Source organism: Streptomyces sp. ME02-8801-2C (assembly GCF_033793965.1).
In the GTDB taxonomy this organism is placed as follows: domain Bacteria; phylum Actinomycetota; class Actinomycetes; order Streptomycetales; family Streptomycetaceae; genus Streptomyces.
The window spans coordinates 679,507-704,328 of record NZ_JARAXP010000001.1 but is presented as its reverse complement, the minus strand read 5'-3'; the positions used below and the strand labels follow the sequence as shown (position 1 = coordinate 704,328).

Here is a 24,822-nt window from a genome sequence, read left to right as displayed (position 1 = left end):
GCGCGAGATCTCGTCTCGCCGGTTTGTGGTGGCGGTGTCAGAGTACGAAGCCGGCCGGGAACGGGTCGTCCGGGTCCAGCAGGTACTGGGCGGTGCCCGTGATCCAGGCGCGGCCGGTGATCGTCGGCACCACGGCGGGGCGTCCGGCGACCTCCGTGCTCTCGACGAGCCGCCCGGTGAACGATGTGCCGATGAACGACTCGTTCAGGAAGTCCTGGTGCAGCGGGAGTTCACCACGCGCGTGCAGCTGCGCCATCCGGGCGGAGGTGCCGGTGCCGCAGGGCGAGCGGTCGAACCAGCCGGGGTGGATGGCCATCGCATGGCGGGAGCGGACCGCGTTCGAGCCGGGGGCCGCGAGGTAGACGTGGTGGACGCCGTTGATGGTCGGGTTCTCGGGGTGTACGGGCGGTTCCGCGTCGTTGATCGCGTCCATCAGGGCGAGCCCGGCGGCGAGGATGTCGTCCTTGCGCTCGCGCTCGAAAGGCAGGCCGAACTCGTCGAGGGACAGGATGGCGTAGAAGTTGCCGCCGAAGGCGAGGTCGTAGGTCACCGTGCGCCCGTCGGCGAGGGTCGCCTTGCGGTCCAACTCCACCGCGAACGAAGGCACGTTGCGGATCGTGACCGCCTTCGCCGCGCCGTTCTCCACCGCCACCTCGGCGACGACGAGTCCGGCGGGGGTGTCGAGGCGGATCGTGGTGACCGGCTCGACCACCGGGACCATGCCGGTCTCGACGAGCACGGTCGCCACCCCGATCGTGCCGTGGCCGCACATCGGCAGATAGCCGGAGACCTCGATGTAGACCACGCCGTAGTCGCAGTCGGGCCGGGTCGGCGGCTGGAGGATCGCCCCGCTCATCGCGGGATGCCCGCGCGGCTCGTCCATCAGGAAGTGCCGTACGTCGTCCCGGTGTTCGCGGAACCACAGCCGGCGTTCGTTCATCGTGTCGCCGGGGATCGTGCCGATCCCCCCGGTGACGACGCGGGTCGGCATGCCCTCGGTGTGCGAGTCGACGGCGTGCAGGACGAGCTTGCTGCGCATACGGCGATCCTCTCAGGTCGTGGGGGTCGTGTCTCGTGCCTCGTGCCTCGTGCCTCAGGCGAGGCCCAGCGCGACGGCCTTCTCGGTGGCCTCGCGGACCGCCTTCTCCTGGTCCGGCAGCAGCGGCATGCGCGGCGGGCGGACGGGGCCGCCGTGCCTGCCGACGATGTCCATCGACAGCTTGATCGCCTGCACGAACTCGACCTTGGAGTCCCAGCGGTGCAGGGCGTGCAGCTGCTGGTAGAGCGGCAGGGCGGTGGCCAGGTCGCCCGTCACGGCGGCGCGGTACAGCTCGACCGTCGCCCGGGGCAGGGCGTTGGGGTAACCGGCGACCCAGCCCACCGCGCCGGCCGTGGCCAGCTCCAGCAGGACGTCGTCGGCGCCGATCAACACATCGAGTTCCGGGGCGAGTTCCTGGATCTGGTAGATGCGCCGGGTGTCCCCGGAGAACTCCTTCACGCCCTTGATGAGCCCGGCCGTGTGCAGCTTGGCGAGCAGTTCGGGGGTGAGGTCGATCTTGGTGTCGATGGGGTTGTTGTACGCCACGATGTCGATACCGGCCTCGGCGACGGCCGCGTAGTGCGCGAGCACCGAACGCTCGTCGCCGCGGTAGGCGTTGGGCGGCAGCAGCATGACGGCGGCGCAGCCGGCGTCCCTGGCCTGCGCGGCCCAGCGGGCGGACTCCGCGGAGCCGTAGGCGGCGACACCGGGCATGACCCGGTCCCCGCCGATCGCGGCGACCGCGGTCTCGACGACCTTCACCCGCTCCTCGACGGTGAGCACCTGGTACTCGCCGAGCGAGCCGTTCGGTACGACACCGTCGCAGCCGTTCTCGACGAGCCAGCGGCAATGGTCCGCGTACGCGTCGTAGTTGACGCTCAGGTCGTCGTTCAGCGGCAGCGCGGTGGCGACGAGGACGCCTCGCCAGACGGGGGTGGGGGCGGTGCTGCTCATGGGTGCCTCAGCTTTCGGAATCCGGGTTGGGGAAACGCCCTATAGGGGCGCGGGGAACTGCGCGACCAGCCACAACGGACCCGCAGACGACGTGGACCTCATGGTTGTCCGGGCTCCTGGGCCAACACACCCAGCGGGACCGGCCTCGCGAACGGCCGTTTCGCCGGCCCGGCAGGGCAGCCCGCGATCCCTGCGACGCCGGGTGCGCAGATCCGCCCCTGGCACCAGCCCATGCCGGCCCGGGTGAGGAGCTTGACGGTCCGCAGGTCGGTCGCGCCCAACTCATCGACGGCTTCCCGGACTTCGGCCGCCGTCACCTCTTCGCAGCGGCAGAGGACGGTGTCGTCGGCGACCTGTTCCACCCAGTGCGCGGGCGGGGCGTACGCGGTGTGGAGGGCCGCGAAGAACCTCCGCAGCCGGGTACGGGTCCGGGCGGCCCTCGCCCGGTCGGCGGGGTGAGGCTCAACTCCCTTCAGGCGGGCGGCGATCGAGTGCCCGGCGAGCTCGCCCTCGGCCAGGGCGAGCGCCGCTCCCCCGATACCGGTGGCCTCGCCCGCCGCCCAGACACCGTCGATGCCGGTGCGCTGTTCGGCGTCGGTGACGACGAAGGGGTCCCCGGTGGTGTCGATCGCGCACCCGAGGGTCTCGGCGAGGTCGGTGTGGGCGAGCATGCCGTGCCCGACGGCGAGGGTGTCGCAGGCGATCCGTCGCGCGGTGCCCGGCCGTACCCGGCCGTGCGGATCCAGGGCGGCGACGGTGACGGCCTCGACGCGGTCGGTGCCGTGCGCCGCGACGACTGTGTGACGTACCGTCACCGGCACTTTGTGGCGCAGTAGTTGGGCCGCGTACCGGGCGGCCTCCGCGACCTTCGCCGGGTTGGCGGCGAGCGTCGCGGTGTGCCGTACGAATTCGGCGGGGTGCGTGGACTCGACGTACGCGGCGACCTCGGCGCCCGCCGCCACGAGGCCGGCCGCGACCGGCATCAGCAGCGGCCCGGTCCCGGCGACGACCACTGTCCGGCCTGGCAGGACGAGGCCGCCCTTGAGCATCGCCTGTGCGCCGCCCGCGCTGACCACACCGGGGAGGGTCCAGCCGTGGAAGGGCAGCACCTTCTCGTAGCCGCCGGTGGCCAGGAGGACGGCGTCGGCGGTGACGGTCTGCGACTCCGTCTGTGCGGGACCGAGGAGAGCGTGTACCCCGAACCCGCCCCCACCCCCGAACTGCCGCTCCACAAACCACACATGACGATCCGCCAGATGATCGACCCGACCTGCGGCGACATGGGCCGCGAGGCGGGCGCTGAGCTTCTTCCAGGTGCCCCAGGCGTGGTGCAGGGCCTGCGGTCTGCGGGCCTTCAGCACCGCCGCGGGCTGCCGGTAGAACTGCCCGCCGGCCTGCGCGCCCGCGTCGAGCAGCACGACCCGTACGCCCCGGTCGGCCGCCGTCAGCGCGGCGGCGAGGCCTGCGGGACCGGCGCCGATGACAGCCAGAGAAGGTTCAGCCGAGGTCGTCATGACCGGTTCCCTCCTGGGTGCGGATCGCGTCGCCGGGCGCTGCCGGGACGAGGCAGGCCCGCTGGTTGGGGCGGTCGTTGACGGTGACAAGGCAGTCGAAGCAGACGCCGATGCCGCAGAAGATCCCGCGCGGCGCCCCGCCACCCCGGGTACTGCGCCAGGAGGTGATGCCCTGCGACCAGAGCACGGCGGCGACGGTCTGACCGGGCAGCGCTGCGATCTCCCGTCCGTCGACGGTGACCCTGTGCGCCGGTCCGGGATGTGCCTGGGCCAGCTCCAGGGGGGTTTTCCTCATCGTGGCCCTGCCTCCTTCGTCTCCTCGAAGCGGTCCGGCCGGAAGGGGGCGAGGTCCAGATCGGGGGTCCGGCCCGTCAGCGACTGCGCGATCAGGTGCCCGGTGCCGACCGCGAGCCCGATCCCCGCCCCCTCGTGACCGCACGCGTGATGGAGCCCCGGCGCCCGGGGATCGGCCCCGATGGCCGGCAGATGGTCCGGCAGATAGGGACGGAAGCCCAGGTAGGCGCGCATCGCGTGGACCGTGCCGAGAAGCGGGAAGAGGGCCGTGGCCTGGGCGGCCAGTCGGCGTACGACGGGCAGGGAGAAGGTCCGGTCGAAGCCGACGCGTTCGCGGCTGGCGCCGATCAGCACCGGGCCCGCGGCCGTGCTCTCGACGACCGCCGAGGACTGGAGCCCGGCGTCACCGCTGGCGACGTCGGCGACGTAGTCGGCGGCGTACACCTTGTGCCGGACGGTGCCGGGCGGCAGCGGTTCGGTGACCAGGACGAAGCCCCGGCGGGGCAGCACGGGCAGGTGGACGCCGGCGAGCGCGGCGACCTCGCCGCCCCAGGTGCCGGCCGCGTTGACGACGACCGGGGCGTGGATGTCGCCGTCCCCCGCCGTCCGGACGCCGCACACCGAGCCGTCCGGCGCGCGCAGGATGCCGGTGACGGTCGTACCGGTGCGGAGCTCGGCCCCGGCCCGCCGGGCCGCCCGGACGACATGGGCGGCGGCGAGGGAGGGCATCACCTGGCAGTCCTGCGGATACCGGACGCCGCCCGCGAGGCCGGGGGCCAAGTGCGGTTCCAGGTCGCGCAGTTGGGCGGCGTCGACGATGTCGGCCTCGACTCCCGCCGCCCGCTGCCCGGCGGCGAAGCCGGTCAGCGCGGCCATGCCCGCCGCGTCGGAGGCGACGACGATCCCACCCTTCGCCTCGAACTCGACGGCGCCACCGAGACCGCGTTCGCCGGCGAGGTCGTGCCAGAGCCGTGCGGAGAGCAGCGCGAGGTCCAGCTCGGGCCCCGGCTCCTTGTCGGAGACGAGCAGGTTGCCCTCCCCGGCGCCGGTGGTGCCGCCGGCCACCGGACCCCGGTCGAGGACGAGGGTCGTGAGGCCCGCCCGGGCGAGGTACAGGGCGCATGCGGCGCCCACCATTCCGGCACCGATGACCACAACATCGCAGGTCAGTCGCTTGCTCACGTCAGTACAATGTCACATACTCCTGACCGTGCCAAGGGCGCCCGGGCTCGACTCGCCGCCTCGCCGGGCGTCGTCGCAGCCGTAGCCGTCCCCGCCGACGCCCGGCTCGCCGACATCGAACCGCGGAACTCCCGTACCCCTCGCAGAGCCATAGGGGTGACAGGCGTGGGGGATTGGCACAGCGACTGATCAGTCGTCACCCGCCGACGTGGTAACCCTGACATATCCCCCCACTCACCCGACCGAAAGGTTCTGTCGCATGCGATGCCCCAGTCATGGCGGCCCGAAGTGCCAGTTCGTCCCCCCGCACATTCTCAATCACATCGCCAAAGCCACGGGAATGGACACCAGGGAGCCACACCCGGCCACCCTGTCGGCGACTGCCAGCACGCAGTTCCGGGACGAAAGGGCCCGCGCCGCAATCAACCTCGCAGCGCTGACTACACCCCGTCCGGGTAAATCAGACCGAGTGGTCCACGACTCCAAGAACCAGTGGGACCTGGCCCTGGCCCAACAGGTCCGCGGGGAGAGCGACCCGGCGGTCGGCAGCCCCAAGAACGCGAACATGGCGTACGACCACGTCGGCGAGGTGCGCTCTTTCTACGTCGACACGTTCGGCCGGGACAGCATCGACAACCGCGGCATGAGCATCAACGTCTACGTCAATTACGGCGTCGACTTCGACAACGCTTTCTGGGACAACCAGAACATCGTCCTGGGGAACGGCGACGAAACGATCTTCACGGATTTCTGCAAGTCGCCCGACGTCATGGGGCACGAACTGACGCACGGCGTCGTGCAGTACACCGCGAACCTGGAATACCAGGGCCAGTCCGGAGCCCTCAACGAGCACTTCGCCGACGTGTTCGGAAGCCTGATCGAGCAGCGGATGCGGAAAGAGGACGCGGGGACCGCCAACTGGCTCATCGGTGACGAGGTGATGGCGGAGGAGCTGTTCGGCGAAGCCCTTCGGTCGATGGCTCACCCCGGCACCGCCTACGACAACCCCACCATGGGGAAGGACCCGCAGCCGGCGCACATGAACAAGTACTTCGCGGGACCCGAGGACAACCAGGGCGTCCACATCAACAGCGGTATCCCCAACCGGGCGTTCTATCTGGTGGCGTCCGAGATCGGCACCGCCCACGCCGGCCAGATCTGGTACGCGGGGCTGCAGAACCTCTGGTCGACCGCGAAGTTCGAGGACGCGGCAGCAGTTCTCAGCGCACAGGCACGAATTCTCGCCCGCGAGAGCAAGGTGGCGAGGCACGCCCCGCAAACGGTGCGATCGGCATTCCGGGACGTCGGCATCATCTAGTCCTGATCACGGGTGAGGGCCCGCCAGTGACTGGCGGGCCCTCACCCATGATCAGGAAAGCCAATTTCACGAATGTGGTTCAATAGGCAAATATCTATAGCACTGCGTGTATGAGGAATTGATCTTGAGTACTGTTTCATCACCGGATTCGCCGACCGTGACCGCGGCTCTCGACAACAACCACATAGAGATCCTGGCCGCGTGCTGGTCGTGCGAGAGAACGGTGAGAAAGCTCGTGCCGCGCAGGAGCCGGACTCATCAGCATTTCCACTGGAACTGCGACACCTGCGAGGTCGCATGGGAAGGACCGGGCTCCCATCCGGCATGACAGCCAGTCGACAGGGCCCTGCCCTGAGGAGAGGGCCCTGTTGTCCGCGTCTCAGGCCTCGGTGAGGACGACTTCCTGGATCTGCTCCGAGTGGACGGTCGGCATCGGGATGAAGCCGGTGCGGCGGAACTCCACCAGGCTGGTCTTCACCCGCACCGGGCCGGGTTCGTACGCGCCCGGCTCGGTGGGCTTGGTGTTCGACCACTGGTGCCAGGAGCCGTCACAGCTCGCGGGGACGCTGTCCATGCCGTACCAGACGTTCTCGCCGCGCTCGATCGAGGCCGCGACGCGGACGGAGTCGCCGGTGCTGAGGCAGCGGTAGCTGCCGGCGAGGGTGAGCTCGCCGTCGGGCGTGATGCGGCCGGATTCGACCGTCACCTGGTCGAATCCCTCGTCGGCGGCCTGGGCCGCCGCCACGGCGGGCGACACTGCCAGCAGCACGACACCGGCGGCGACGGCCACGGCGCGGGAGAGGGCCGAGCGAGCCGAGCGGGACGAGATCGGGGAGACCGGAGAGATCGGGGAAATCGGGGAGCGGGGAAATGCCATGGGAGAACCTCCTGGGGGACTCGGGGGGAACTCCACAGGTACTGGCCCCGCGCGCTCGCGCGCGTGATCATCACCCCTTCGTCGGCGAGTCGTGCGCGCCGACTGCCCCGCTTTGCGGATTCGGGAGCTTTTCGGACCGCGTATCTCTTCCGAATGTCAGGGTGGTGTCACAGCACGTCCGTGTGCTGTCACGCTTCCTCGACACGACTTGGCACCGGCCCCGGGCCCGGGCATCGTCGGAAGTGGCAAGGAAGTGGCAAGGAAGCGCCACCCGAGCACCAGCATCCGATCCGGAGGCACACCATGTGTTCACACCAGCCCCCGTGCCCCTCGGCCGACCGTCCCGACCGGGACGCCGCGCACATCGTCGCCTTCCACCCCGAGCAGGGCTGGAACCTCCTGTGCAACGGCGCGATCGTCTTCGACGACACCGGCGAACTGCTGCCCGACGGCAGCGTGATCCTGCCGCACCGTCTGGCGACCGCTGCCTGAACCACCTCTGGTTCGCTACGGCAGCACCGCGAAGCCGTCGAGTTCCACCAGGGCCCGCTCGTCCCAGAGCCTTACGATGCCGACGACCGCCATCGCCGGATAGTCACGTCCCGCCAACCTCCGCCAGATACGGCCGAGTTGTGAGGCCTGGACGCGGTAGTCGGCGACGTCCGTGGCGTACACGGTGACTCGGGCCAGGTCAGCGGGCGTACCGCCGGCCGCGCGCAGTGCGGCGAGCAGATTCCCCAGGGCCCGCTCAAACTGCTCGGGCAGGGTGTCCCCCACGATTTTCCCGCCGTCGTCGAGCGCGGTCTGTCCCGCGAGGAACACCAGCCGGGAGCCGGTGGCGACGACGGCGTGCGAGAAACCCACGGGCGGCGCGAGGTCCGGCGGGTTGACCCGCTCGGCGGTCACCGGACCTCCTCCGCCGAATCCGTCGCATCCATCGCATCCGTCGCCTGCGGCTGCCGGTACAACTCCTTGGCGATGACCGTCCGTTGGACCTCGCTGGCCCCCTCGTAGATACGCGGCGCCCGTACCTCCCGGTAGAGGTGCTCGAGGAGATGGCCGCGTCGCAGCGCTCGCGCGCCGTGCAGTTGGACGGCCGCGTCGACGACGTACTGCGCGGTCTCGGTGGCCAGCAGCTTCGCCATCGCGGCGCGCGCCGGGACACCTTCGGCGCCTTCGTCGTACGCCGCCGCTGCCGCGTAGACCATCAGGCGAGCCGTCTCCGTGCGCAGAGCCATCTCGGCGACCTGGTGGGCGACGGCCTGGAGGTCCATCAGCTTGCCGCCGAACGCGTCCCGGCGGCGGGTGTGGCTGAGGGTGGCGTCCAGGGCCGCCTGGGCCATGCCGACCGCGAAGGCGCCGACGCTCGGCCGGAACAGGTTCAACGTGCCCATGGCGACCCGGAATCCACGGTCGGGTTCGCCGATGACGTCGTCCTCGGTGACCGGTACGGCGTCCAGCGCGAGGGCGCCGATCGGGTGCGGGGACAGCATGTCGAGGGCGGTGCCGGTGAGGCCCGGCCGGTCGGCGGGAAGCAGGAAGGCCGTGACTCCACGGGCCCCGGCCCCCGCTGTCGTACGGGCGAAGACGGTGTAGAAGTCGGCCTCGGGGGCGTTGGAGATCCAGCACTTCTCGCCGGTGAGGCGCCAGCCGGAGGAGCCGTGCGGGGTGGCCGTGAGGGAGAGGGCCGCCGCGTCGGAGCCCGCGCCGGGCTCGCTCAGTGCGAACGCGGCCACCGCGCTGCCCTCGCTCACCCGGGGCAGCCAGCGTGCGCGCTGGGCCGGGGTGCCGTGGGCGTGGACCGGGTGGGCGCCGAGGCCCTGGAGGGCGAGGGCGGTCTCCGCCTCGGTGCAGGCGTGGGCGAGGGACTCGCGCATCAGGCACAGGTCCAGCGCACCGGAGGTGAACAGCCGGGCGAGCAGGCCGAGTTGGCCGAGTTCGGCGACGAGGGGACGGTTGACGCGGCCCGGTTCGCCCTTGTCGGCGAGCGGGCGCAGCCGGTCGGCGGCCAGCGCGCGCAGCTCCGCGCACCAGACGGTCTGTGCCGGTTCGAGCGAGAATGCGGGCATCGCCGGTCCTCTCTCCGGGGCCGTCGTTCGCGACCCCACCCCGACGGTATCGCGCACCATTGACTGCCGTCACCAACACGATACGCTCCTAGGGCGAGCCCACCACTACGCCCACACGGCAAGGGGGCGAACCGCCATGGACCCCATGCAGCCCATGCAGTCTGTGCAGCCCATGTGTCCGAGGCAGCCCGGACACGGCGGGGGTCCCGAGGACCGTGCGGACCTCGAGGACCGCGCCGACCCCGCCCGCCGGATCCCCTCGGCCCATGTCGACACCTTCGCGCGCGACCGTCTCCCGCCCCCGGACCAGTGGCCCCGCCTCCACTTCGACCTGCCCGAGCTGCGTTACCCGGACCGGCTGAACTGCGCGGCCGAGCTGCTGGACGGCGCCGGTGACGATCAGGGGCGCCCGGTGTTCCGTACCGCCTCCGGCGAGGTGTGGACGTACGGCGAGCTGCGTACCCGTGTCGACCGGGTCGCGCATGTCCTGACCCGGGATCTCGGGGTGGTGCCGGGCCACCGGGTCCTGCTGCGCGGCCCCACGACTCCATGGCTCGCGGCCTGCTGGCTGGCGGTGCTGAAGGCGGGCGCGGTCGCGGTCACCGTGCTGGCCCAGCAGCGTCCGCACGAGCTGCGTACGATGTGTGAGATCGCTCAGGTGCGCCACGCCCTGTGCGACATCCGGGCCCTCGACGACCTCGCCGAGGCGGCGATACCGGGGCTGCGGATCATGCCGTACGGCGGTCACGGTCTCGACGACCTGCTGAACCGTCCGGTGCCCGGCACGCCGTATCCGGCCGTGGACACCGCTGCCGACGACGTGGCGCTGATCGCGTTCACGTCCGGCACCACGGGCCGCCCGAAGGGGTGCATGCACTTCCACCGGGACGTGCTCGCCGTCGCGGACACGTTCTCGCGGCATGTACTGAAACCGCGCGCCGACGACGTGTTCGCGGGCAGCCCGCCGCTCGGTTTCACCTTCGGGCTCGGCGGGCTCGTGGTCTTCCCGATGCGAGCCGGGGCGAGCGCGTTACTCCTCGAACAGGCGGGTCCCCAGCAGCTGTTGCCGGCCATCTCCGAGCACCGCGTGTCGGTGCTGTTCACGGCCCCGACCGCCTACCGCGCGATGCTCGACGAGCTGGACGCGTACGACACCGGCTCGCTGCGCCGCTGCGTCTCGGCGGGCGAGAACCTGCCCGCGGCCACCTGGCAGGCCTGGTACGAGCGCACCGGCCTGCGGCTGATCAACGGTATCGGCGCGACCGAACTGCTGCACATCTTCATCTCGGCGGCAGACCAGGACATCAGGCCCGGCACGACCGGGATTCCGGTGCCGGGCTGGCACGCGCGCGTGCAGGACGAGAGCGGCGAGCCGGTGCCGGACGGTACGCCCGGCCTGCTCGCGGTACGAGGCCCTGTCGGGTGCCGATATCTCGCCGATCCGCGCCAGGCCGCGTATGTGCGGGACGGCTGGAACATCACCGGGGACACGTACGTCCGGGAGGGCGACGGCTACTTCCGGTACGTGGCACGGGCCGACGACATGATCATCTCGGCCGGGTACAACATCGCGGGACCGGAGGTCGAGGAGGCGCTGCTGCGCCATCCGGACGTCGTGGAGACGGCCGTGGTGGGACGGGCGGACGAGGTGCGCGGACAGATCGTGGTGGCGTACACCGTGCTCAGGGAGGGCGTACGACGGGATGCGGAGGCGCTGCGCGCGTTCGTCAAGGGGGAGCTGGCCCCGTACAAGTGTCCGCGCGAGATCGTCTTCCTGGACGCGCTGCCACGGACGGCGACGGGAAAGCTTCAGCGCTTCCGGCTGCGGGGTTGAAGTGATCTTGACCAGAAATCAACCGCCGAGGGTAGTTGACCAGCGGAAATGGCGACGAGCAGTGATCCCGGCGGCCTAAAATGATCAACGTGTCCGAACAGCACGCCCCTCGGTCCCTCATCGTCACGCTCTACGGCGCCTACGGCCGTTTCATGCCAGGCCCGGTCCCCGTGGCCGAGCTGATCCGGCTCCTTGCCGCGGTCGGCGTCGACGCGCCCTCCGTACGGTCGTCCGTGTCCCGCCTCAAGCGGCGCGGCCTGCTCCTGCCTGCCCGTACGGCACAGGGCGCGGCCGGGTACGAACTCTCGCCGGACGCCCGCCAGTTGCTCGAGGACGGCGACCGGCGTGTGTACGCCGCCGCGCCTCCCCCGCAGGACGAGGGCTGGGTGCTCGCCGTGTTCTCCGTCCCCGAGTCGGAACGCCAGAAGCGCCATGTCCTGCGTTCCCGGCTGGCCGGACTCGGCTTCGGCACGGCGGCGCCGGGCGTGTGGGTGGCCCCGGCGCGCCTCTACGACGAGACCCGCCACACCCTGGAGCGGCTGCACCTCGACGCGTACGTCGACTTCTTCCGCGGCGAGCACCTGGGGTTCGCGGCGACGGCCGAGGCCGTCTCCCGCTGGTGGGACCTGGCCGCGATCGCCAAGGAGCACGAGGCGTTCCTCGACCGTCACGCGCGCGTGCTGCACGACTGGGAGTCGCGCGAGGACACCCCGCCCGAGGAGGCGTACCGCGACTACCTGGTGGCCCTGGACTCCTGGCGCCACCTGCCGTACACCGACCCCGGCCTGCCCGCCCATCTGCTGCCGGCCGACTGGCCGGGCGTCCGCTCGGCGGCAGTCTTCCAGGGGCTGCACGCGCGACTGCGGGACGCGGGCGCCGCTTTCGCGGGACTGTGACACGCAGGGTCAACTCCCCAGTGTGAGCCGGGGTTTGGGGGTGTCCGTGCGCCCGGTGCGCGGGCGTCGGCTGCCCGCGCGGTACGGTGCCGGCCAGCCGGCGCCCGGACCCTCGTACCCCTGCTCCGCTGCCGCGTGCAGGGTCCAGTTCGGGTCGTAGAGATGGGGGCGGGCCAGCGCGCACAGGTCTGTACGGCCCGCCAGGATCAGGGAGTTGACGTCGTCCCAGGAGGAGATCGCGCCGACCGCGATCACGGGGGCGCCGGTCTCGTGGCGGATCCGGTCCGCGAACGGGGTCTGGTACGAACGGCCGTACGCCGGACGCTCGTCGGCCACCACCTGACCGGTCGAGACGTCGATCGCGTCGGCGCCATGGTCGACGAAGGCGCGCGCGATCGGTACGGCGTCCTCGGCCGTCGTACCGCCGTCGGCCCAGTCCGTGGCCGAGATACGGACGGTCATGGGACGGTCCTCGGGCCATACCTCCCGTACGGAGTCGAAGACTTCGAGGGGGAAACGGAGCCGGGCGGTGAGCGGACCGCCGTATGCGTCCGTGCGGTGGTTGGTGAGCGGGGAGAGGAAGCCTGAGAGCAAGTACCCGTGGGCGCAGTGGAGTTCGAGGAGATCGAAGTCCGCGTGCGCGGCTCGGCGGGCGGCTGCCGTGAACTCCTCGCGAATCGCGGTGAGTTGCGCGATGGTCAGTTCGCGTGGAGTCTGGCTGCGCGGACCGTACGGAATCGGGGACGCGGCGACCAGCGGCCAGTTCCCCTCCTCCAGCGGCTCGGCGCTGTAGACGGCCTCCCACATCAGCTTCGTCGAACCCTTGCGGCCGGAGTGGCCGAGCTGGATGCCGATCGCGGTGCCGGGGGCCCGCGCGTGCACGAAGGCGGCGACGCGCTGCCAGGCCTCGGCCTGCCCGTCCGTGTAGAGGCCGGCGCAACCCGGAGTGATGCGCCCCTCGGCGCTGACGCACACCATTTCGGTCATCACCAGGCCGGCGCCGCCCAGCGCTCTCGCGCCCAGGTGGACGAGGTGGAAGTCGCCGGGGACGCCGTCCGTGGCCGAGTACATGTCCATGGGGGACACGACGACGCGGTTGCGGAGGGTCAGCCCGCGCAGCCGGAACGGCGTGAACATCGGCGGGGTGGCGGGAGGGCAGCCGAACTCCCGCTCCACCGAGGCGGTGAAGCGCGGGTCGCGCAGCCGCAGGTTGTCGTGTGTGACACGGCGGCTGCGGGTGAGGAGGTTGAACGCGAACTGGTGGGGCGGCTGGTCGAGGTAGCGGGGCAGGTTCTCGAACCACTCCAGACTGGCGCGGGCCGCCCGCTGGGTGGACTCGACGACCGGCCGCCGCTCCTCCTCGTACGACGCCAGCGCCTCGGCCAGGGTCGGCCGCTCCTCCAGGCAGGCGGCGAGCGCGAGGGCGTCCTCGACGGCGAGTTTGGTGCCGGAGCCGATGGAGAAGTGGGCGGTGTGGGCGGCGTCCCCGAGGAGCACGACGTTGCCGTGCGACCAGCGGTCGTTGACGACCGTACGGAAGGTGGTCCACGCCGACTTGTTGGCGCGCAGCGGCCGTCCGCCGAGGGCGTCCGCGAAGATCTTGGCGCAGCGTTCGACGGATGCCGGCGGGTCGATCTCGTCGAAACCGGCCGCCCGCCACACCTCCTCACGCATTTCGACGATCACGGTCGAGGCGTCGGCGGCGTACGGATATCCGTGGAGCTGCATCACGCCGTGCTCCGTCTCCGCGATCTCGAAGCGGAAGGCGTCGAAGGCGAAGTCGGCGGCGAGCCAGAGGTAGCGGCAGCGGTGGGTGGTCACCCGGGGCCGGAACTCCTGGGCGTAGGCCTCGCGGGTGGCACTGTGCACGCCGTCCGCGGCGATGACCAGGTCGTACGTCTCTGCCAGCCGCGCCGGGTCCGGCGCTCGGGTACGGAAGCGCAGCTCGACGCCGAGTGAGCGGCAGCGGGCGTGCAGGATCTCCAGGAGCCGCCGCCGGCCGAGGGCGGCGAAACCGTGTCCTCCGGAGGTGTGGCGGGTGGCGCGGTGGACGATGTCGATGTCGTCCCAGCGGGTGAAGTGCCGGCGCAGGGCGTCGTAGACGACAGGGTCGGCGTGCTCTATGCCGCCGAGGGTCTCGTCGGAGAGGACGACTCCGAAGCCGAAGGTGTCGTCGGGGGCGTTGCGTTCCCAGAGGGTTATGTCGCGATCGGGGCGAAGGCGTTTGAGGAGAGCGGCGGCGTAGAGACCGCCGGGGCCGCCGCCGATGATCGCGATGCGGTCCGCCGCCCCTGCGTCCGCTGTCCCCGAGCCCGCTGTCGCCAAGTCCGCCGCCCGGGAGGGAGGTCTCATCGGCCCCGCCATTTCGGGGGGCGTTTTTGCGTGAACGCCTCGTGGAATTCCCTGTAGTCCTCGCCGGTCATGAGGAGGGCCTGGGTCGCGGCGTCCAGTTCGACGGCTGCCGACAGTGGCATGTCCAGTTCGGCGGTGAGCAGCGCCTTCGTCTGGGCGTAGGCCAGCGCCGGGCCCCCGGCGAGGCGGCCGGCCAGCGTCTGGGCGGCCTCGTCGGCGCGGCCCTCCTCGGTCAGCTCGCTGATCAGGCCGATGCGCTCCGCCTCCGGCGCCCGGACAGGTTCGCCCAGCATCAGCAGGCGGGTCGCGTGGCCGAGCCCGACCACCCTGGGCAGCAGATAGGCGGCGCCCATGTCACCGCCGGAGAGGCCGACCCGGGTGAAGAGGAAGGCGAACCGCGCGGACGGATCGGCGACGCGGAAATCGGCGGCCAGCGCGAGAACCGCACCGGCGCCCGCCGCCACCCCGTGCACCGCCGCGATCACCGGGAACGGGCACTCCCGTACGGCCCGTACGACCTGCCCGGTCATCCGGTTGAAGTCGAGCAGCTGGGCGGTGTCCATGGCCAGGGTGGCGCCGATGATCTCGTCGACGTCACCGCCGGAACAGAACCCGCGGCCTTCCCCCGCCAAGACCAACGCCCGAACCGTCCTCTCCCGGGACAGTTCGGCGAGCAGGTCGCGCAGGTCGGCGTAGGCGCCGAAGGTGAGGGCGTTGAGTTTCTCGGGACGGGCGAGGGTGACCGTGGCCACGCCCGTGGTGGTGACGTCGAGGCGGAGGTGACGCCAGGCGGAGGTGCGGGGGGTCGAGCCGGTGAAGGGACTCATGCGCGGTCTCCTCGGCGAACGGGGGACGGCTTCGCATGAATTTATCATCTGTCCGTGACTGTCGTCACGAGGGCGCGATATAGGTGGTTCGGTGGGTGTGATCCGGTCCCGTCACGAGGTGTCGATAGCGCGGTAACAGTGGGAGTGGGCGAGGGAGACGGGCCGTTGGTCTGGGTAAGTCGACGGTGAGCGGGGCCGAAGGTCCCCTCGGCGCCCGACCAGCGCCTCTGCCGGACCCCGCCGTACCATTCCCATTGTTGAAAGCAGGACAGCCTGCTCCATGAACGGAACCGCCGTGCAAGAACCCCCCGCCCCCGTCCCCGCCTCCTGGCGTATCGCGCTGCCGCACACCGCAGCGGCGGTGCCTGTCGCCCGCGCGCTGGTTCGCACGGCACTGGCCGAGCTGGAACACGCGGCGGCGGACTGTGACACGGCGGAGCTGCTCACCGCGGAGCTCGTGGCGAACGCGGTGGAGCATACGGCGGGCAGCGCGCCGATAGAGCTGGTGGTGGAGCTGTTGCCGACCAGTTGTCAGGTCGAGGTGCACGATCCCGATCCGGCGCCGCCGGGGAATCTGACGCGGCCGGTGTACGAGGAGCCGGATCCTTGGCAGGAGCATGGGCGGGGGCTGCTGCTGATTCGGACGCTGAGCTCGTCGTGCGGACACCGGCCGACAGCGTCGGGCAAGGCGGTGTGGTTCAGGGTCCCGGTGGTACCGGCCCAGTGGCACCGGGCGTAAGGGTTTTCGCCCCCGCCGCCCCTACCCGTCCCATCCCTTCCTGGGGGCTGCCGCCCCCAGACCCCCGCTTTCGCGCTGAACGCGCTCGTCCTCAAACGCCGGACGGGCTGAAAATCAGCCCCTCCGGCGTTTGAGGAGCGGGGGTTCGGGGGCAGCGCCCCCGAGGAGGATGGGACGGGTAGGGGCGGCGGGGGCGAGAAAACGAACCTCAGCCCAGCGTCGCGACCAGTACCGCCTTGATCGTGTGCAGCCGGTTCTCCGCCTCGTCGAACACCACCGAGTGCCCCGACTCGAACACCTCGTCCGTGACCTCCAGCGACTCCAGCCCGTACGTCTCGTATATCTCGCGCCCCACCTTCGTACCGAGATCGTGAAACGCCGGCAGACAGTGCAGGAACTTCACATCCGCGTTCCCCGTCGCCCGCAGCACATCCATCGTCACCGCGTACCCCGCCAACGCCGCGATCCGCTCCGCCCACACCGCCTTGGGCTCCCCCATCGACACCCACACGTCGGTGGCGACGAAGTCGACACCCCGCACCCCCTCCGCCACCTCCTCGGTCAGCGTCACCCGCGCACCGCTCGCCTCCGCCAGCTTCCGCGCGTCGGCGACGACGCCCTCGGCGGGCCAGTAGGCCTGCGGCGCGACGATCCGTACGTCCATGCCGAGCAGCGCGCCGGTGATCAGATACGAGTTGCCCATGTTGAAGCGCGCGTCGCCCAGGTAGGCGAAGGCGATCTCCTTCAACGGCTTGTCGGTGTGCTCGGTCATCGTCAGTACGTCGGCCAGCATCTGGGTGGGGTGCCAGTCGTCGGTCAGACCGTTGAACACCGGGACGCCCGCGTACGCGGCGAGCTCCTCCACCGCGTCCTGGCTGTCGCCCCGGAACTCGATCCCGTCGTACATCCGCCCGAGCACCCGGGCGGTGTCCTTCACGGACTCCTTGTGCCCCATCTGCGAGCCCGACGGGTCCAGGTACGTCGTCGAGGCGCCCTGGTCCGCCGCCGCGACCTCGAACGCGCAGCGAGTACGCGTCGAGGTCTTCTCGAAGATCAGCGCGATGTTCTTCCCCGCCAGGTACCGCGTCTCGGCCCCGGCCTTCTTCGCGGCCTTCAGCTCGGCGGCGAGGTCGAGGAGCCCCCGGAACTCCTCCTCGGTGAAGTCGAGCTCCTTGAGGAAGTGGCGCCCGGCGAGGGCGGTCGGGACAGTCGCCATGGGGACGCTCCAGGTGATCCGGCAGGACTTACATGACATCGCAACAACAGACGAATGGAAGTCTATACGACGACTTACATTTCTATGCGGCCAAGGAAGCCCGGCTACGGACGGGAGGAGCTACACCACCGCGTCCCGCTGCACCGGACAGCTCATACAGCGCGGCCCACCCCTCCCCCGCCCCAGCTCACTGCCGGGGATCTCTATCACCTCGAGCCCCTGCTTCCGCAGATGCGTGTTCGTGGTCGCGTTGCGCTCGTACGCGACGACCACGCCCGGCTCGACGGCGAGGACGTTGCAGCCGTCGTCCCACTGTTCGCGCTCCGCCGCGTGCACATCCTGGGTCGCGGTCAGGACGCGGATCTCGCTCAGCCCGAGCGCGGCGGCGATCGCCCGGTGCATGTGCTCCGGCGGATGGTCGGTGACCTTCAACTCCTTGTCTCCCACGCCCGGTTCGATGGTGTACGAGCGGAGCATGCCGAGTCCGGCGTACTGGGTGAAGGTGTCACCGTCGACCATCGTCATCACCGTGTCGAGGTGCATGAACGCGCGCCGTTTGGGCATGTCGAGCGCCACGATCGTCTCGGCTGAACCGGCGGCGAAGAGCTTGTGCGCGAGCATCTCGACCGCCTGGGGCGTGGTCCGCTCGCTCATGCCGATGAGTACGGCGCCGTTGCCGATGACGAGGACGTCGCCGCCCTCGATGGTGGAGGGGTAGTCCGCCTGCCCCTCCGACCAGAGGCGGAAGGTTTCGTCACGGAAGAGCGGGTGGTGCCGGTAGATCGCCTCGAAGTGCACGGTCTCCCGCTGGCGCGCGGGCCAGCGCATCGCGTTGATGGAGACGCCGTCGTAGATCCAGGCGGAGGTGTCGCGGGTGAAGAGGTGGTTGGGGAGGGGGCCGAGGAGAAAGTCGTCCAGGTCCATGACGTGGAAGCGGACCGAGGTCGGTTCCGCGTGCGCGGCGAGGAACTCGCGCTTGGTGATGCCGCCGACGAGGAGTTCGGCCAGCTCGGCGGCGGCCAGGTTCTCGAAGGCGGCCCGGAGATGGTCGGTGGCGAGCGGCCCGTACTCCTTCTCGTCGAAGACACGGTCCAGTACGAGGGTGCGGGCCGCCGGGATCGCCAGGGCCTCGGTGAGCAGGTCGCCGAAGAGGTGGACGGCGACGCCCCGGTCACGCAGGACATCGGCGAAGCCGTCGTGCTCGGCGCGCGCCCGGCGCACCCACAGGACGTCGTCGAAGAGGAGGGCGTCCTTGTTGCTGGGGGTGAGCCTTTTGAGCTCTAGATCCGGCCGGTGCAGGATGACGCGGCGCAGCCGCCCGGCCTCGGAGTCGACGTGGAATCCCATGCCTCCATCCTGACCACTTCGCACCCTGTTCACCCGCTGGTCGACGGTATATGTGCGATAACCCTCCCCCTCCCGCTCCTCCCTCCCCCTCCCCCATCTCGTCCTCTTGACGATAAGCAGGTCGACCGCATATCGTCCATGTGACGACAAGTGGTGCCCCACCACGAGGGAATGGAAGACAGGCACATGGCCGACATCACCCGGCGCTTCGGCTGGCGCCATCTGCGCGGCACACCCACGGCCCACATCCGCCACCACCGCTCCGGCCGACTGGCTCACGACGGCCCCGGACTCAGCTTCTGGTTCCGCGCGCTGACCGCCACGCTCTCGGAAGTCCCGGTCGACGACCGGGAGTTGGCGATGACCTTCCACGCCCGTACGTCCGACTTCCAGGATGTGACGGTCCAGGCGACAGTCACCTACCGCATCAGCGACCCCGCCCTGGCCGCCGGCCGCCTCGACTTCTCCGTCGACCCGGACACCGGGGTCTGGCGGAGCGCGCCCCTGGAGCAGCTGGCGACCCTGCTGACGGAGACGGCCCAGCAGCACGCTCTGGACGTCCTCGCCCGTACGGCACTGTCGTCCGCGCTGGTCGACGGGGTGGCGTCGGTGCGGGAACGGGTCTCGGCGGGGCTTGCCGCCGAGCCACGGCTGCCGGCCACGGGCATCGAGGTCGTGGCGGTGCGGGTGGTGGCGCTGCGGCCGGAGCCCGAGGTGGAGCGGGCGCTGCGAACTCCCGCCCGCGAGCAGATCCAGCAGGAGGCCGACAGGGCGACGTACGAACGCCGTGCGGTGGCGGTGGAGCGCGAGCGGGCCATCGCGGAGAACGAACTGGCCAGCCAGATCGAACTCGCCTGCAGGGAGGAGCAGTTGGTCGACCAGCGGGGTACGAACGCCCGCCGGGAAGCCGAGGAGTACGCGGCGGCCGACGCGGTAAGGGCGGACGCCGAGGCGGCGCGCGTCATACGGCTGGCGGAGGCGGAGGCCGAGAGTGTGCGCGGGGTGGGCGAGGCGCGGGCCCAGGCCCAGGTGGCGTGGCTCCAGGCCCACGCCGACGCGGACGTGACGCTGCTGCACGCCCTGACGGGCACACGGCTCGCGGAGAACCTGCCCCGAATCGACAGCGTGACGGTGTCCCCGGACGTACTGACCGGCCTGCTCGCCAGGCTGGGCGGAGCACAGCAGTGAGTCTCGCTCCCCGGGCCGTCCTGGTCCATCGCACCACGGAGTACGAGGAGTTGGTGGCCCGGCACGGCACGCACGGCCAGGCCGCCTTCTTTCTGCGCTCGCGGGGCCGGGACATCGAGGAGATCGCCGAACGCCACCGCCTGACCCGTCGGTCCATGGCGGAGGTGACGGCGGCGATTCCCCTGACCTGGCGTCAGACCCAGGTGGAGCGGGCCGACTTGGACCGTTTCCTCTTCGGCCCCGAGGACGTGATCGTCGTGGTCGGGCAGGACGGGCTGGTGGCGAATGTCGCCAAGTACCTCACGGGTCAGCCGGTTGTCGGGGTCGACACCGATCCCGGGCGCAACCCCGGCGTGCTGGTGCGGCACAGGCCCGACACCGTGGCGGGCCTGCTGCCCGCAGCGCTCGCGCAGGGCACCGGCGCCGACGAACTCACCATGGTCGAGGCGGTGGCCGACGACACGCAGCGGCTGGTCGCCCTCAACGAGATCTACCTGGGGGCACCCGGCCACCAGACGGTCCGGTACCGCCTGGGTCTCGACGACGACAGGGGTGCCGTCGAGGCCCAGGCCTCCTCCGGGGTGCTGGTGGGGACGGGGACCGGGGCGAGCGGATGGCTGCGCTCGGTGTGGCAGGAACGCGGCGCCACCCTGCCCCTGCCCCGCCCCACCGACGACCGCCTCCTGTGGTTCGTACGGGAGGCGTGGCCGTCCCCGGCCACGGGAACGTCCCTGGTGGCGGGCGAACTGGCGGCGGGCACCGGCCTCCACCTCACAGTGGAGTCGGAACGCCTGGTCGCCTTCGGCGACGGAATGGAACAGGACGCGGTCCAACTGACATGGGGCCAGACGGTCCGGGTGGGGGTGTGCGCGGACAGACTCCGACTCCTCTAGCGCCGGCCCGCACCATCAGCCCGTCCGGCGTTTGAGGACAAGGCCCGTTCAGGGCCGGAGGGGGGTCTGGGGGCACAGCCCCCAGGAACGGGATGGGACGGGTAGGGGCGGCGGGGGCGAAAAACACCCCCCACCCCCTAAAGCCGCGGATCCACCGGCTCGGACTCCAACGCCAACACCCCGAACACCGCCTCATGCACCCGCCACAACGGCTCCCCCTCCGCCATCCGATCCAACGCCTCCAACCCCAGCGCATACTCCCTGATCGCCAACGACCGCTTGTGATTCAGGAACCGTCCCCGCAGCCGACCACGGTTCTCCGGCCGCGTGTACTCCGGCCCATAGATGATCCGCAGATACTCCCGCCCCCGGCACTTGATCCCGGGCTGCACCAGCCGCCCCTTCCCGTCACGCACCACCCCGCCCAGCGGCTTGACGACCATGCCCTCACCACCCCGCCCGGTCATCTCCAGCCACCAGTCGACACCCGCCCGCACCGACTCCGCGTCGCCGGTGTCGACGTACAGCCGCCGCGTCGTCTGCAGCAGACCCGTACCGTCGTTCTCCACCAGCCGGTCCAGCAGGGCGAGTTGCTCATCGTGCGGCAGTCCCGCCAGGCTGCGTCCCTCCGTCGCGAGGACCTGGAAGGGCGCCAGCCGGACCCCGTCCAGCCCTTCCGTGGGCCAGCAGTAACGCCGGTAGGCAGCCGTGAACGCCGAGGCGTCCGAGGCCCGTTCACGCTGGCGCGCGAGCAGGTCCCCCACGTCGATGCCCCGCGCCGCGACCCCCTCCAGCGCGGCGAGCGCTCCCGGGAACACCGCCCCGGAGGCGGCGCCGACCGCCGCGTACTGCGACCGCAGCAGCCCGGTCGCCTTCAGCGACCACGGCATCAACTCGGCGTCCAGCAGCAGCCAGTCGGTGGCGAGCTCGTCCCACAGGCCTGCCGTGTCCGCCGCCGACCGTACGCGGCCGAGGATCTCCTCGGTCACCGTCGGGTCGTCGACGAACGGCCGCCCGGTGCGGGTGTACAGCGCGCCGGTCGGACCGGTCGCGTCGTCCCCGGCACCTCCGCCGTGCACACCGAACCGCTTCCGGGCCACTTCCGCGTCCCGGCACACCAGGACCACCGCCCGCGACCCCATGTGCTTCTCCTCGCACACGACCCGCTCGACACCGTCCGCCCGGTACTGCTCGAACGCCTCCGCCGGGTGCTCCAGATAGCCTTCCACCTGGGAAGTCGCCGTCGGAGCCATCGTGGGCGGCAGGTACGGCAGCAGCCGCGGATCCACCGCGAAGCGGCTCATGACCTCCAGGGCCGCCGCCGCGTTCTCCTCCCGTACGGTGATCCGGCCCGCGTGCCGCGTCTCCACGACCCGACGGCCGTGGACGTCGGCCAGGTCCAGCGGGCGGCCGTCGTGCCCGCCCGGCGCCTCCGATCGCAGCGGCCTGACCGGCTCGTACCAGACCTGTTCCGCAGGTACGTCGACCAGTTCCCGCTCCGGCCAGCGCAGCGCGGTGAGCTTGCCGCCGAAGACGGCACCGGTGTCGAGGCAGATGGTGTTGTTCAGCCAACTGGCCTCCGGGACAGGCGTGTGACCGTAGACGACGGCCGCCCGGCCCCGGTAGTCCTCCGCCCACGGGTAGCGCACCGGCAGGCCGAACTCGTCGGTTTCGCCGGTGGTTTCGCCGTACAGCGCGTGCGAGCGGACCCGGCCGGACGTACGGCCGTGGTACTTCTCGGGCAGACCGGCGTGGCAGACCACCAGCCGTCCGCCGTCCAGGACGTAGTGGCTGACCAGACCGTCGATGAACTCCCTTACCTGGGACCGGAACTCGTCGCTCTCGCCGGTCATCTGCTCGATGGTCTCGGCGAGGCCGTGCGTGTGCTGGACCTTGCGGCCCTTGAGGTGACGGCCGTACTTGTTCTCGTGGTTGCCGGGCACGCACAGGGCGTTGCCCGAGCCGACCATGGCCATCACGCGGCGCAGGACGCCCGGGCTGTCCGGGCCGCGGTCGACGAGGTCGCCCACGAAGACGGCGGTACGGCCGGCCGGGTGCACCCCATCCTCGTAGCCCAACGTGCCGAGCAGCGACTCCAGTTCGGACGCGCAGCCGTGGATGTCGCCGATGATGTCGAAGGGGCCGGTGAGGTGGGTCAGGTCGTTGAAGCGCTTCTCGGTACGGACCTCGGCGCTGTCGATCTCCTCCACACCGCGCAGGACGTGCACCTTGCGGAATCCCTCGCGCTCCAAGTGGCGTAGAGAGCGCCGGAGTTCGCGGATGTGGCGGTGGATGACCCGACGCGGCATGTCGGCCCGGTCGGTGCGCTTGGCGTTGCGGTCTGCGCACACGTCGTCGGGGACGTCGAGGACGATGGCGATGGGCAGTACGTCGTACTGCCGCGCCAGCTCGATCAGCTGCTTCCGGCCGCTCTCCTGGACGTTGGTCGCGTCGACGACCGTACGGCGGCCCGCCGCGAGTCGCTTGCCGGCGATGTAGTGCAGGACGTCGAAGGCGTCACCGGAGGCGCTCTGGTCGTTCTCGTCGTCGGCGACCAGGCCGCGGCAGAAGTCCGAGGAGATGATCTCGGTCGGCTTGAAGTGCCGCCGGGCGAAGGTGGACTTGCCCGCGCCGGACGCCCCGATCAGCACGACGAGGGAGAGATCGGTGACGGGCAGCACGCGCCCCTTCTTCTCGACGCTCTCGCCGCTGTTCTCGACGTCGCTCTCGATCGTGCTCATGCTGCCTTCGCCTCCTTCTCGTTCACGGTCCTGTCGGTGGTGTCGGTCTTCATCGTGAACACGGCCATCTGTGTGGGCGGACCCACTTCCGGGTCGTCGGGGCCGACGGCCACGAACTCCGCCTGATATCCATGCCGTTCGGCCACCGCGTGCGCCCAGGCGCGGAACTCCCCGCGCGTCCACTCGAAGCGGTGGTCGCTGTGGCGGCTGTGGCCGGCCGGGAGGGACTCCCAGCGCACGTTGTACTCGACGTTCGGCGTCGTCACGAGGACCGTGCGCGGGCGGGCCGCGCCGAACACCGCGTACTCCAGGGCCGGCAGCCGGGGCAGGTCGAGGTGTTCGACGACCTCGCACAGCACGGCGGCGTCGTACCCCTTGAGCCGCTTGTCGGTGTAGGCGAGCGAACCCTGGAGCAGTTTGACGCGCGAGGCCTGCCGCTCCCCCAGCCGGTCCAGCTTCAGCCGCCGTGAGGCGATGGTGAGCGCGCGCATCGACACGTCGACGCCGACGATCTCGGTGAACGCCGGGTCCTTGAGCAGCGCCTGCACCAACTGGCCCTGCCCGCACCCGAGATCGAGCACCCGGGCGGACCCGGACGTCTTCAGCGCGGCGATGATCGCGTCCCGGCGCTGCACGGAGAGGGAAGTCGGCTTCTCCTCGGTCTCCGTCTCGTCCTCGACGGCGTTGTCGATCTCCTCGACGTCGCTGTCGTCGGCCTCGGCCAGCCGGACCAGCTCCAGCCGTTCCATCGCCTCCCGGGTCAGCGACCAACGGCGGGACAGATAGCGGCTGGTGATCAGTTTCTGCTCCGGGTGCGCGGGCAGCCAGCCCTCGCCGGCCCGCAGCAGTTTGTCGACCTCGTCGGGTGCGACCCAGTAGTGCTTGGCGTCGTCGAGGACCGGCAGCAGGACGTACAGGTGACGCAGCGCCTCGGCGAGGGTCAGCGTGTCCGACTCGAGGACGAGACGCACATACCGGGAGTCGCCCCAGTCCGGGAACTCCGAGTCCAGCGCGACCGGTTCGGCCGTCACCGTCCAACCGAGCGGCTCGAAGAGCTTCCGTACGAGGTCGGCGCCGCCCCGGGCGGGCAGCGCGGGCACCTCGATGCTCAACGGACGTGCCTGGTCGGGGAGTTCGGGCTTCGCCCGGCACTGGCCCTTCATCGCGCTGCTGAACACCGCGCTGAGCGCGACGGCGAGCAGCGAAGAGGCCGCGTACGGGCGGTCGTTGACGTACTGGGCGAGTGCCGCGTCGGGTGCGCCTCCTCGTCCCTTGCCCTTGCCGCGCCGGACCAGCGCCACGGCGTCGACCTCCAGCAGCAGCGCGGCCGTGCAGCGCTCGGCGGACGCCTCAGGGTAGAGGACGTGCGCGGTGCCGTAGGAGGTGGAGAACGTCTGCGCGTTGTCGGGATGCTTGTGCAGCAGGTAGCCGAGGTCGGTCGCGGGGCGTTCGGGGGTGCCGGTGGTGCTGATCGTCAGGAACACGGTGGGCCAGGCCTCAGTGAAGGGATTGAACTGGATGTCTGCTGTGCGTCAACGTACA

General features: G+C 70.8%; 21 protein-coding genes. 7 read left to right on the top strand and 14 right to left on the bottom strand.

Annotation, left to right across the window (positions count from 1 at the left end):
- Positions 1-37: 37 nt before the first annotated feature.
- The 5 genes from PV396_RS03040 to PV396_RS03020 form a co-directional block, all read right to left on the bottom strand.
- The gene (locus tag PV396_RS03040) at positions 38-1,039 is read right to left on the bottom strand and encodes a proline racemase family protein (RefSeq protein ID WP_319200000.1); all 1,002 of its coding nucleotides are present in this window, start codon (positions 1,037-1,039) and stop codon (positions 38-40) included.
- Positions 1,040-1,093: 54 nt separating this feature from the next.
- Positions 1,094-1,993: a dihydrodipicolinate synthase family protein gene (locus tag PV396_RS03035; RefSeq protein WP_319199999.1), complete on the bottom strand. Its 900-nt coding sequence runs from the start codon at positions 1,991-1,993 to the stop codon at positions 1,094-1,096.
- 98 nt (positions 1,994-2,091) lie between these two features.
- Positions 2,092-3,507, bottom strand: a complete 1,416-nt coding sequence (locus tag PV396_RS03030; RefSeq protein ID WP_319199998.1) for an FAD-dependent oxidoreductase — start codon at positions 3,505-3,507, stop codon at positions 2,092-2,094.
- Complete coding sequence (locus PV396_RS03025) at positions 3,491-3,802, bottom strand: (2Fe-2S)-binding protein (protein WP_319199997.1); 312 nt, start codon at positions 3,800-3,802, stop codon at positions 3,491-3,493. Before PV396_RS03025 ends, PV396_RS03030 begins: the two co-directional genes overlap by 17 nt.
- Positions 3,799-4,983 carry an FAD-dependent oxidoreductase gene (locus PV396_RS03020; RefSeq protein ID WP_319199996.1) on the bottom strand — a complete coding sequence of 395 codons (1,185 nt, stop codon included), beginning with the start codon at positions 4,981-4,983 and terminating at the stop codon, positions 3,799-3,801. The genes PV396_RS03025 and PV396_RS03020 overlap by 4 nt, the downstream gene beginning before the upstream one ends.
- Positions 4,984-5,452: 469 nt before the next feature.
- Here PV396_RS03020 and PV396_RS03015 point away from each other — a divergent pair, with 469 nt between their 5' ends.
- Positions 5,453-6,301 carry a M4 family metallopeptidase gene (locus tag PV396_RS03015; RefSeq protein WP_319199995.1) on the top strand — a complete coding sequence of 283 codons (849 nt, stop codon included), beginning with the start codon at positions 5,453-5,455 and terminating at the stop codon, positions 6,299-6,301.
- Between the two features lie 379 nt (positions 6,302-6,680).
- Here PV396_RS03015 and PV396_RS03010 read toward each other — a convergent pair whose 3' ends face one another.
- On the bottom strand, positions 6,681-7,178 hold the full coding sequence (locus PV396_RS03010) for a DUF6299 family protein (protein WP_319199994.1): 498 nt from the start codon (positions 7,176-7,178) through the stop codon (positions 6,681-6,683).
- A 303-nt stretch (positions 7,179-7,481) separates the two neighbouring features.
- Between PV396_RS03010 and PV396_RS03005 the strand changes: the two genes are divergently transcribed.
- Positions 7,482-7,670: a DUF5999 family protein gene (locus tag PV396_RS03005; protein ID WP_319199993.1), complete on the top strand. Its 189-nt coding sequence runs from the start codon at positions 7,482-7,484 to the stop codon at positions 7,668-7,670.
- 15 nt (positions 7,671-7,685) lie between these two features.
- Here the strand turns inward: PV396_RS03005 and PV396_RS03000 are convergent, their stop codons facing one another.
- Complete coding sequence (locus tag PV396_RS03000) at positions 7,686-8,084, bottom strand: RidA family protein (protein WP_319199992.1); 399 nt, start codon at positions 8,082-8,084, stop codon at positions 7,686-7,688.
- On the bottom strand, positions 8,081-9,247 hold the full coding sequence (locus PV396_RS02995) for an acyl-CoA dehydrogenase family protein (RefSeq protein ID WP_319199991.1): 1,167 nt from the start codon (positions 9,245-9,247) through the stop codon (positions 8,081-8,083). The genes PV396_RS03000 and PV396_RS02995 overlap by 4 nt, the downstream gene beginning before the upstream one ends.
- 172 nt (positions 9,248-9,419) lie before the next feature.
- Between PV396_RS02995 and PV396_RS02990 the strand changes: the two genes are divergently transcribed.
- Positions 9,420-11,081 (top strand): AMP-binding protein, encoded by a 1,662-nt coding sequence (locus tag PV396_RS02990; RefSeq protein ID WP_319200637.1) that lies wholly within the window; start codon positions 9,420-9,422, stop codon positions 11,079-11,081.
- Between the two features lie 80 nt (positions 11,082-11,161).
- Complete coding sequence (locus tag PV396_RS02985) at positions 11,162-11,977, top strand: PaaX family transcriptional regulator C-terminal domain-containing protein (protein WP_319199990.1); 816 nt, start codon at positions 11,162-11,164, stop codon at positions 11,975-11,977.
- A 9-nt stretch (positions 11,978-11,986) separates the two neighbouring features.
- Here PV396_RS02985 and PV396_RS02980 read toward each other — a convergent pair whose 3' ends face one another.
- Both PV396_RS02980 and PV396_RS02975 read right to left on the bottom strand, forming a co-directional pair.
- Positions 11,987-14,329, bottom strand: a complete 2,343-nt coding sequence (locus PV396_RS02980) for a bifunctional salicylyl-CoA 5-hydroxylase/oxidoreductase (RefSeq protein WP_319199989.1) — start codon at positions 14,327-14,329, stop codon at positions 11,987-11,989.
- Entirely contained in the window at positions 14,326-15,156 is an 831-nt protein-coding gene (locus PV396_RS02975; RefSeq protein WP_319199988.1) for an enoyl-CoA hydratase family protein, read from the bottom strand. The genes PV396_RS02980 and PV396_RS02975 overlap by 4 nt, the downstream gene beginning before the upstream one ends.
- 280 nt (positions 15,157-15,436) lie before the next feature.
- On the opposite strand from PV396_RS02975, the gene PV396_RS02970 reads away from it, so the two are divergent.
- Positions 15,437-15,895: an ATP-binding protein gene (locus PV396_RS02970; RefSeq protein WP_319199987.1), complete on the top strand. Its 459-nt coding sequence runs from the start codon at positions 15,437-15,439 to the stop codon at positions 15,893-15,895.
- 208 nt (positions 15,896-16,103) lie between these two features.
- Here the strand turns inward: PV396_RS02970 and argF are convergent, their stop codons facing one another.
- Positions 16,104-17,111, bottom strand: coding sequence for an ornithine carbamoyltransferase (gene argF / locus PV396_RS02965; RefSeq protein ID WP_319199986.1), 1,008 nt, complete (start codon positions 17,109-17,111; stop codon positions 16,104-16,106).
- 120 nt (positions 17,112-17,231) lie between these two features.
- Positions 17,232-18,458, bottom strand: a complete 1,227-nt coding sequence (locus PV396_RS02960; protein ID WP_319199985.1) for an arginine deiminase — start codon at positions 18,456-18,458, stop codon at positions 17,232-17,234.
- Between the two features lie 186 nt (positions 18,459-18,644).
- On the opposite strand from PV396_RS02960, the gene PV396_RS02955 reads away from it, so the two are divergent.
- Both PV396_RS02955 and PV396_RS02950 read left to right on the top strand, forming a co-directional pair.
- Positions 18,645-19,646, top strand: a complete 1,002-nt coding sequence (locus tag PV396_RS02955; RefSeq protein ID WP_319200635.1) for an SPFH domain-containing protein — start codon at positions 18,645-18,647, stop codon at positions 19,644-19,646.
- Positions 19,643-20,539, top strand: coding sequence for a hypothetical protein (locus PV396_RS02950; protein ID WP_319199984.1), 897 nt, complete (start codon positions 19,643-19,645; stop codon positions 20,537-20,539). Before PV396_RS02955 ends, PV396_RS02950 begins: the two co-directional genes overlap by 4 nt.
- Positions 20,540-20,676: 137 nt before the next feature.
- Here PV396_RS02950 and PV396_RS02945 read toward each other — a convergent pair whose 3' ends face one another.
- Positions 20,677-23,280, bottom strand: coding sequence for a polynucleotide kinase-phosphatase (locus PV396_RS02945; protein WP_319199983.1), 2,604 nt, complete (start codon positions 23,278-23,280; stop codon positions 20,677-20,679).
- Positions 23,277-24,764 carry a 3' terminal RNA ribose 2'-O-methyltransferase Hen1 gene (locus PV396_RS02940; protein ID WP_319199982.1) on the bottom strand — a complete coding sequence of 496 codons (1,488 nt, stop codon included), beginning with the start codon at positions 24,762-24,764 and terminating at the stop codon, positions 23,277-23,279. Before PV396_RS02940 ends, PV396_RS02945 begins: the two co-directional genes overlap by 4 nt.
- Positions 24,765-24,822 lie beyond the last annotated feature (58 nt).

What these genes read in the sequence shown, in the direction of transcription:
- PV396_RS03040 (WP_319200000.1), bottom strand. Translation starts at nt 1,039, where the DNA reads ATGCGCAGCAAGCTCGTCCTGCACGCCGTCGACTCGCACACCGAGGGC.
- PV396_RS03035 (WP_319199999.1), bottom strand. Translation starts at nt 1,993, where the DNA reads ATGAGCAGCACCGCCCCCACCCCCGTCTGGCGAGGCGTCCTCGTCGCC.
- PV396_RS03030 (WP_319199998.1), bottom strand. Translation starts at nt 3,507, where the DNA reads ATGACGACCTCGGCTGAACCTTCTCTGGCTGTCATCGGCGCCGGTCCC.
- PV396_RS03025 (WP_319199997.1), bottom strand. Translation starts at nt 3,802, where the DNA reads ATGAGGAAAACCCCCCTGGAGCTGGCCCAGGCACATCCCGGACCGGCG.
- PV396_RS03010 (WP_319199994.1), bottom strand. Translation starts at nt 7,178, where the DNA reads ATGGCATTTCCCCGCTCCCCGATTTCCCCGATCTCTCCGGTCTCCCCG.
- PV396_RS03005 (WP_319199993.1), top strand. Translation starts at nt 7,482, where the DNA reads ATGTGTTCACACCAGCCCCCGTGCCCCTCGGCCGACCGTCCCGACCGG.
- PV396_RS02995 (WP_319199991.1), bottom strand. Translation starts at nt 9,247, where the DNA reads ATGCCCGCATTCTCGCTCGAACCGGCACAGACCGTCTGGTGCGCGGAG.
- PV396_RS02990 (WP_319200637.1), top strand. Translation starts at nt 9,420, where the DNA reads ATGTGTCCGAGGCAGCCCGGACACGGCGGGGGTCCCGAGGACCGTGCG.
- PV396_RS02985 (WP_319199990.1), top strand. Translation starts at nt 11,162, where the DNA reads ATGATCAACGTGTCCGAACAGCACGCCCCTCGGTCCCTCATCGTCACG.
- PV396_RS02980 (WP_319199989.1), bottom strand. Translation starts at nt 14,329, where the DNA reads ATGAGACCTCCCTCCCGGGCGGCGGACTTGGCGACAGCGGGCTCGGGG.
- PV396_RS02975 (WP_319199988.1), bottom strand. Translation starts at nt 15,156, where the DNA reads ATGAGTCCCTTCACCGGCTCGACCCCCCGCACCTCCGCCTGGCGTCAC.
- PV396_RS02970 (WP_319199987.1), top strand. Translation starts at nt 15,437, where the DNA reads ATGAACGGAACCGCCGTGCAAGAACCCCCCGCCCCCGTCCCCGCCTCC.
- argF (WP_319199986.1), bottom strand. Translation starts at nt 17,111, where the DNA reads ATGGCGACTGTCCCGACCGCCCTCGCCGGGCGCCACTTCCTCAAGGAG.
- PV396_RS02960 (WP_319199985.1), bottom strand. Translation starts at nt 18,458, where the DNA reads ATGGGATTCCACGTCGACTCCGAGGCCGGGCGGCTGCGCCGCGTCATC.
- PV396_RS02955 (WP_319200635.1), top strand. Translation starts at nt 18,645, where the DNA reads ATGGCCGACATCACCCGGCGCTTCGGCTGGCGCCATCTGCGCGGCACA.
- PV396_RS02945 (WP_319199983.1), bottom strand. Translation starts at nt 23,280, where the DNA reads ATGAGCACGATCGAGAGCGACGTCGAGAACAGCGGCGAGAGCGTCGAG.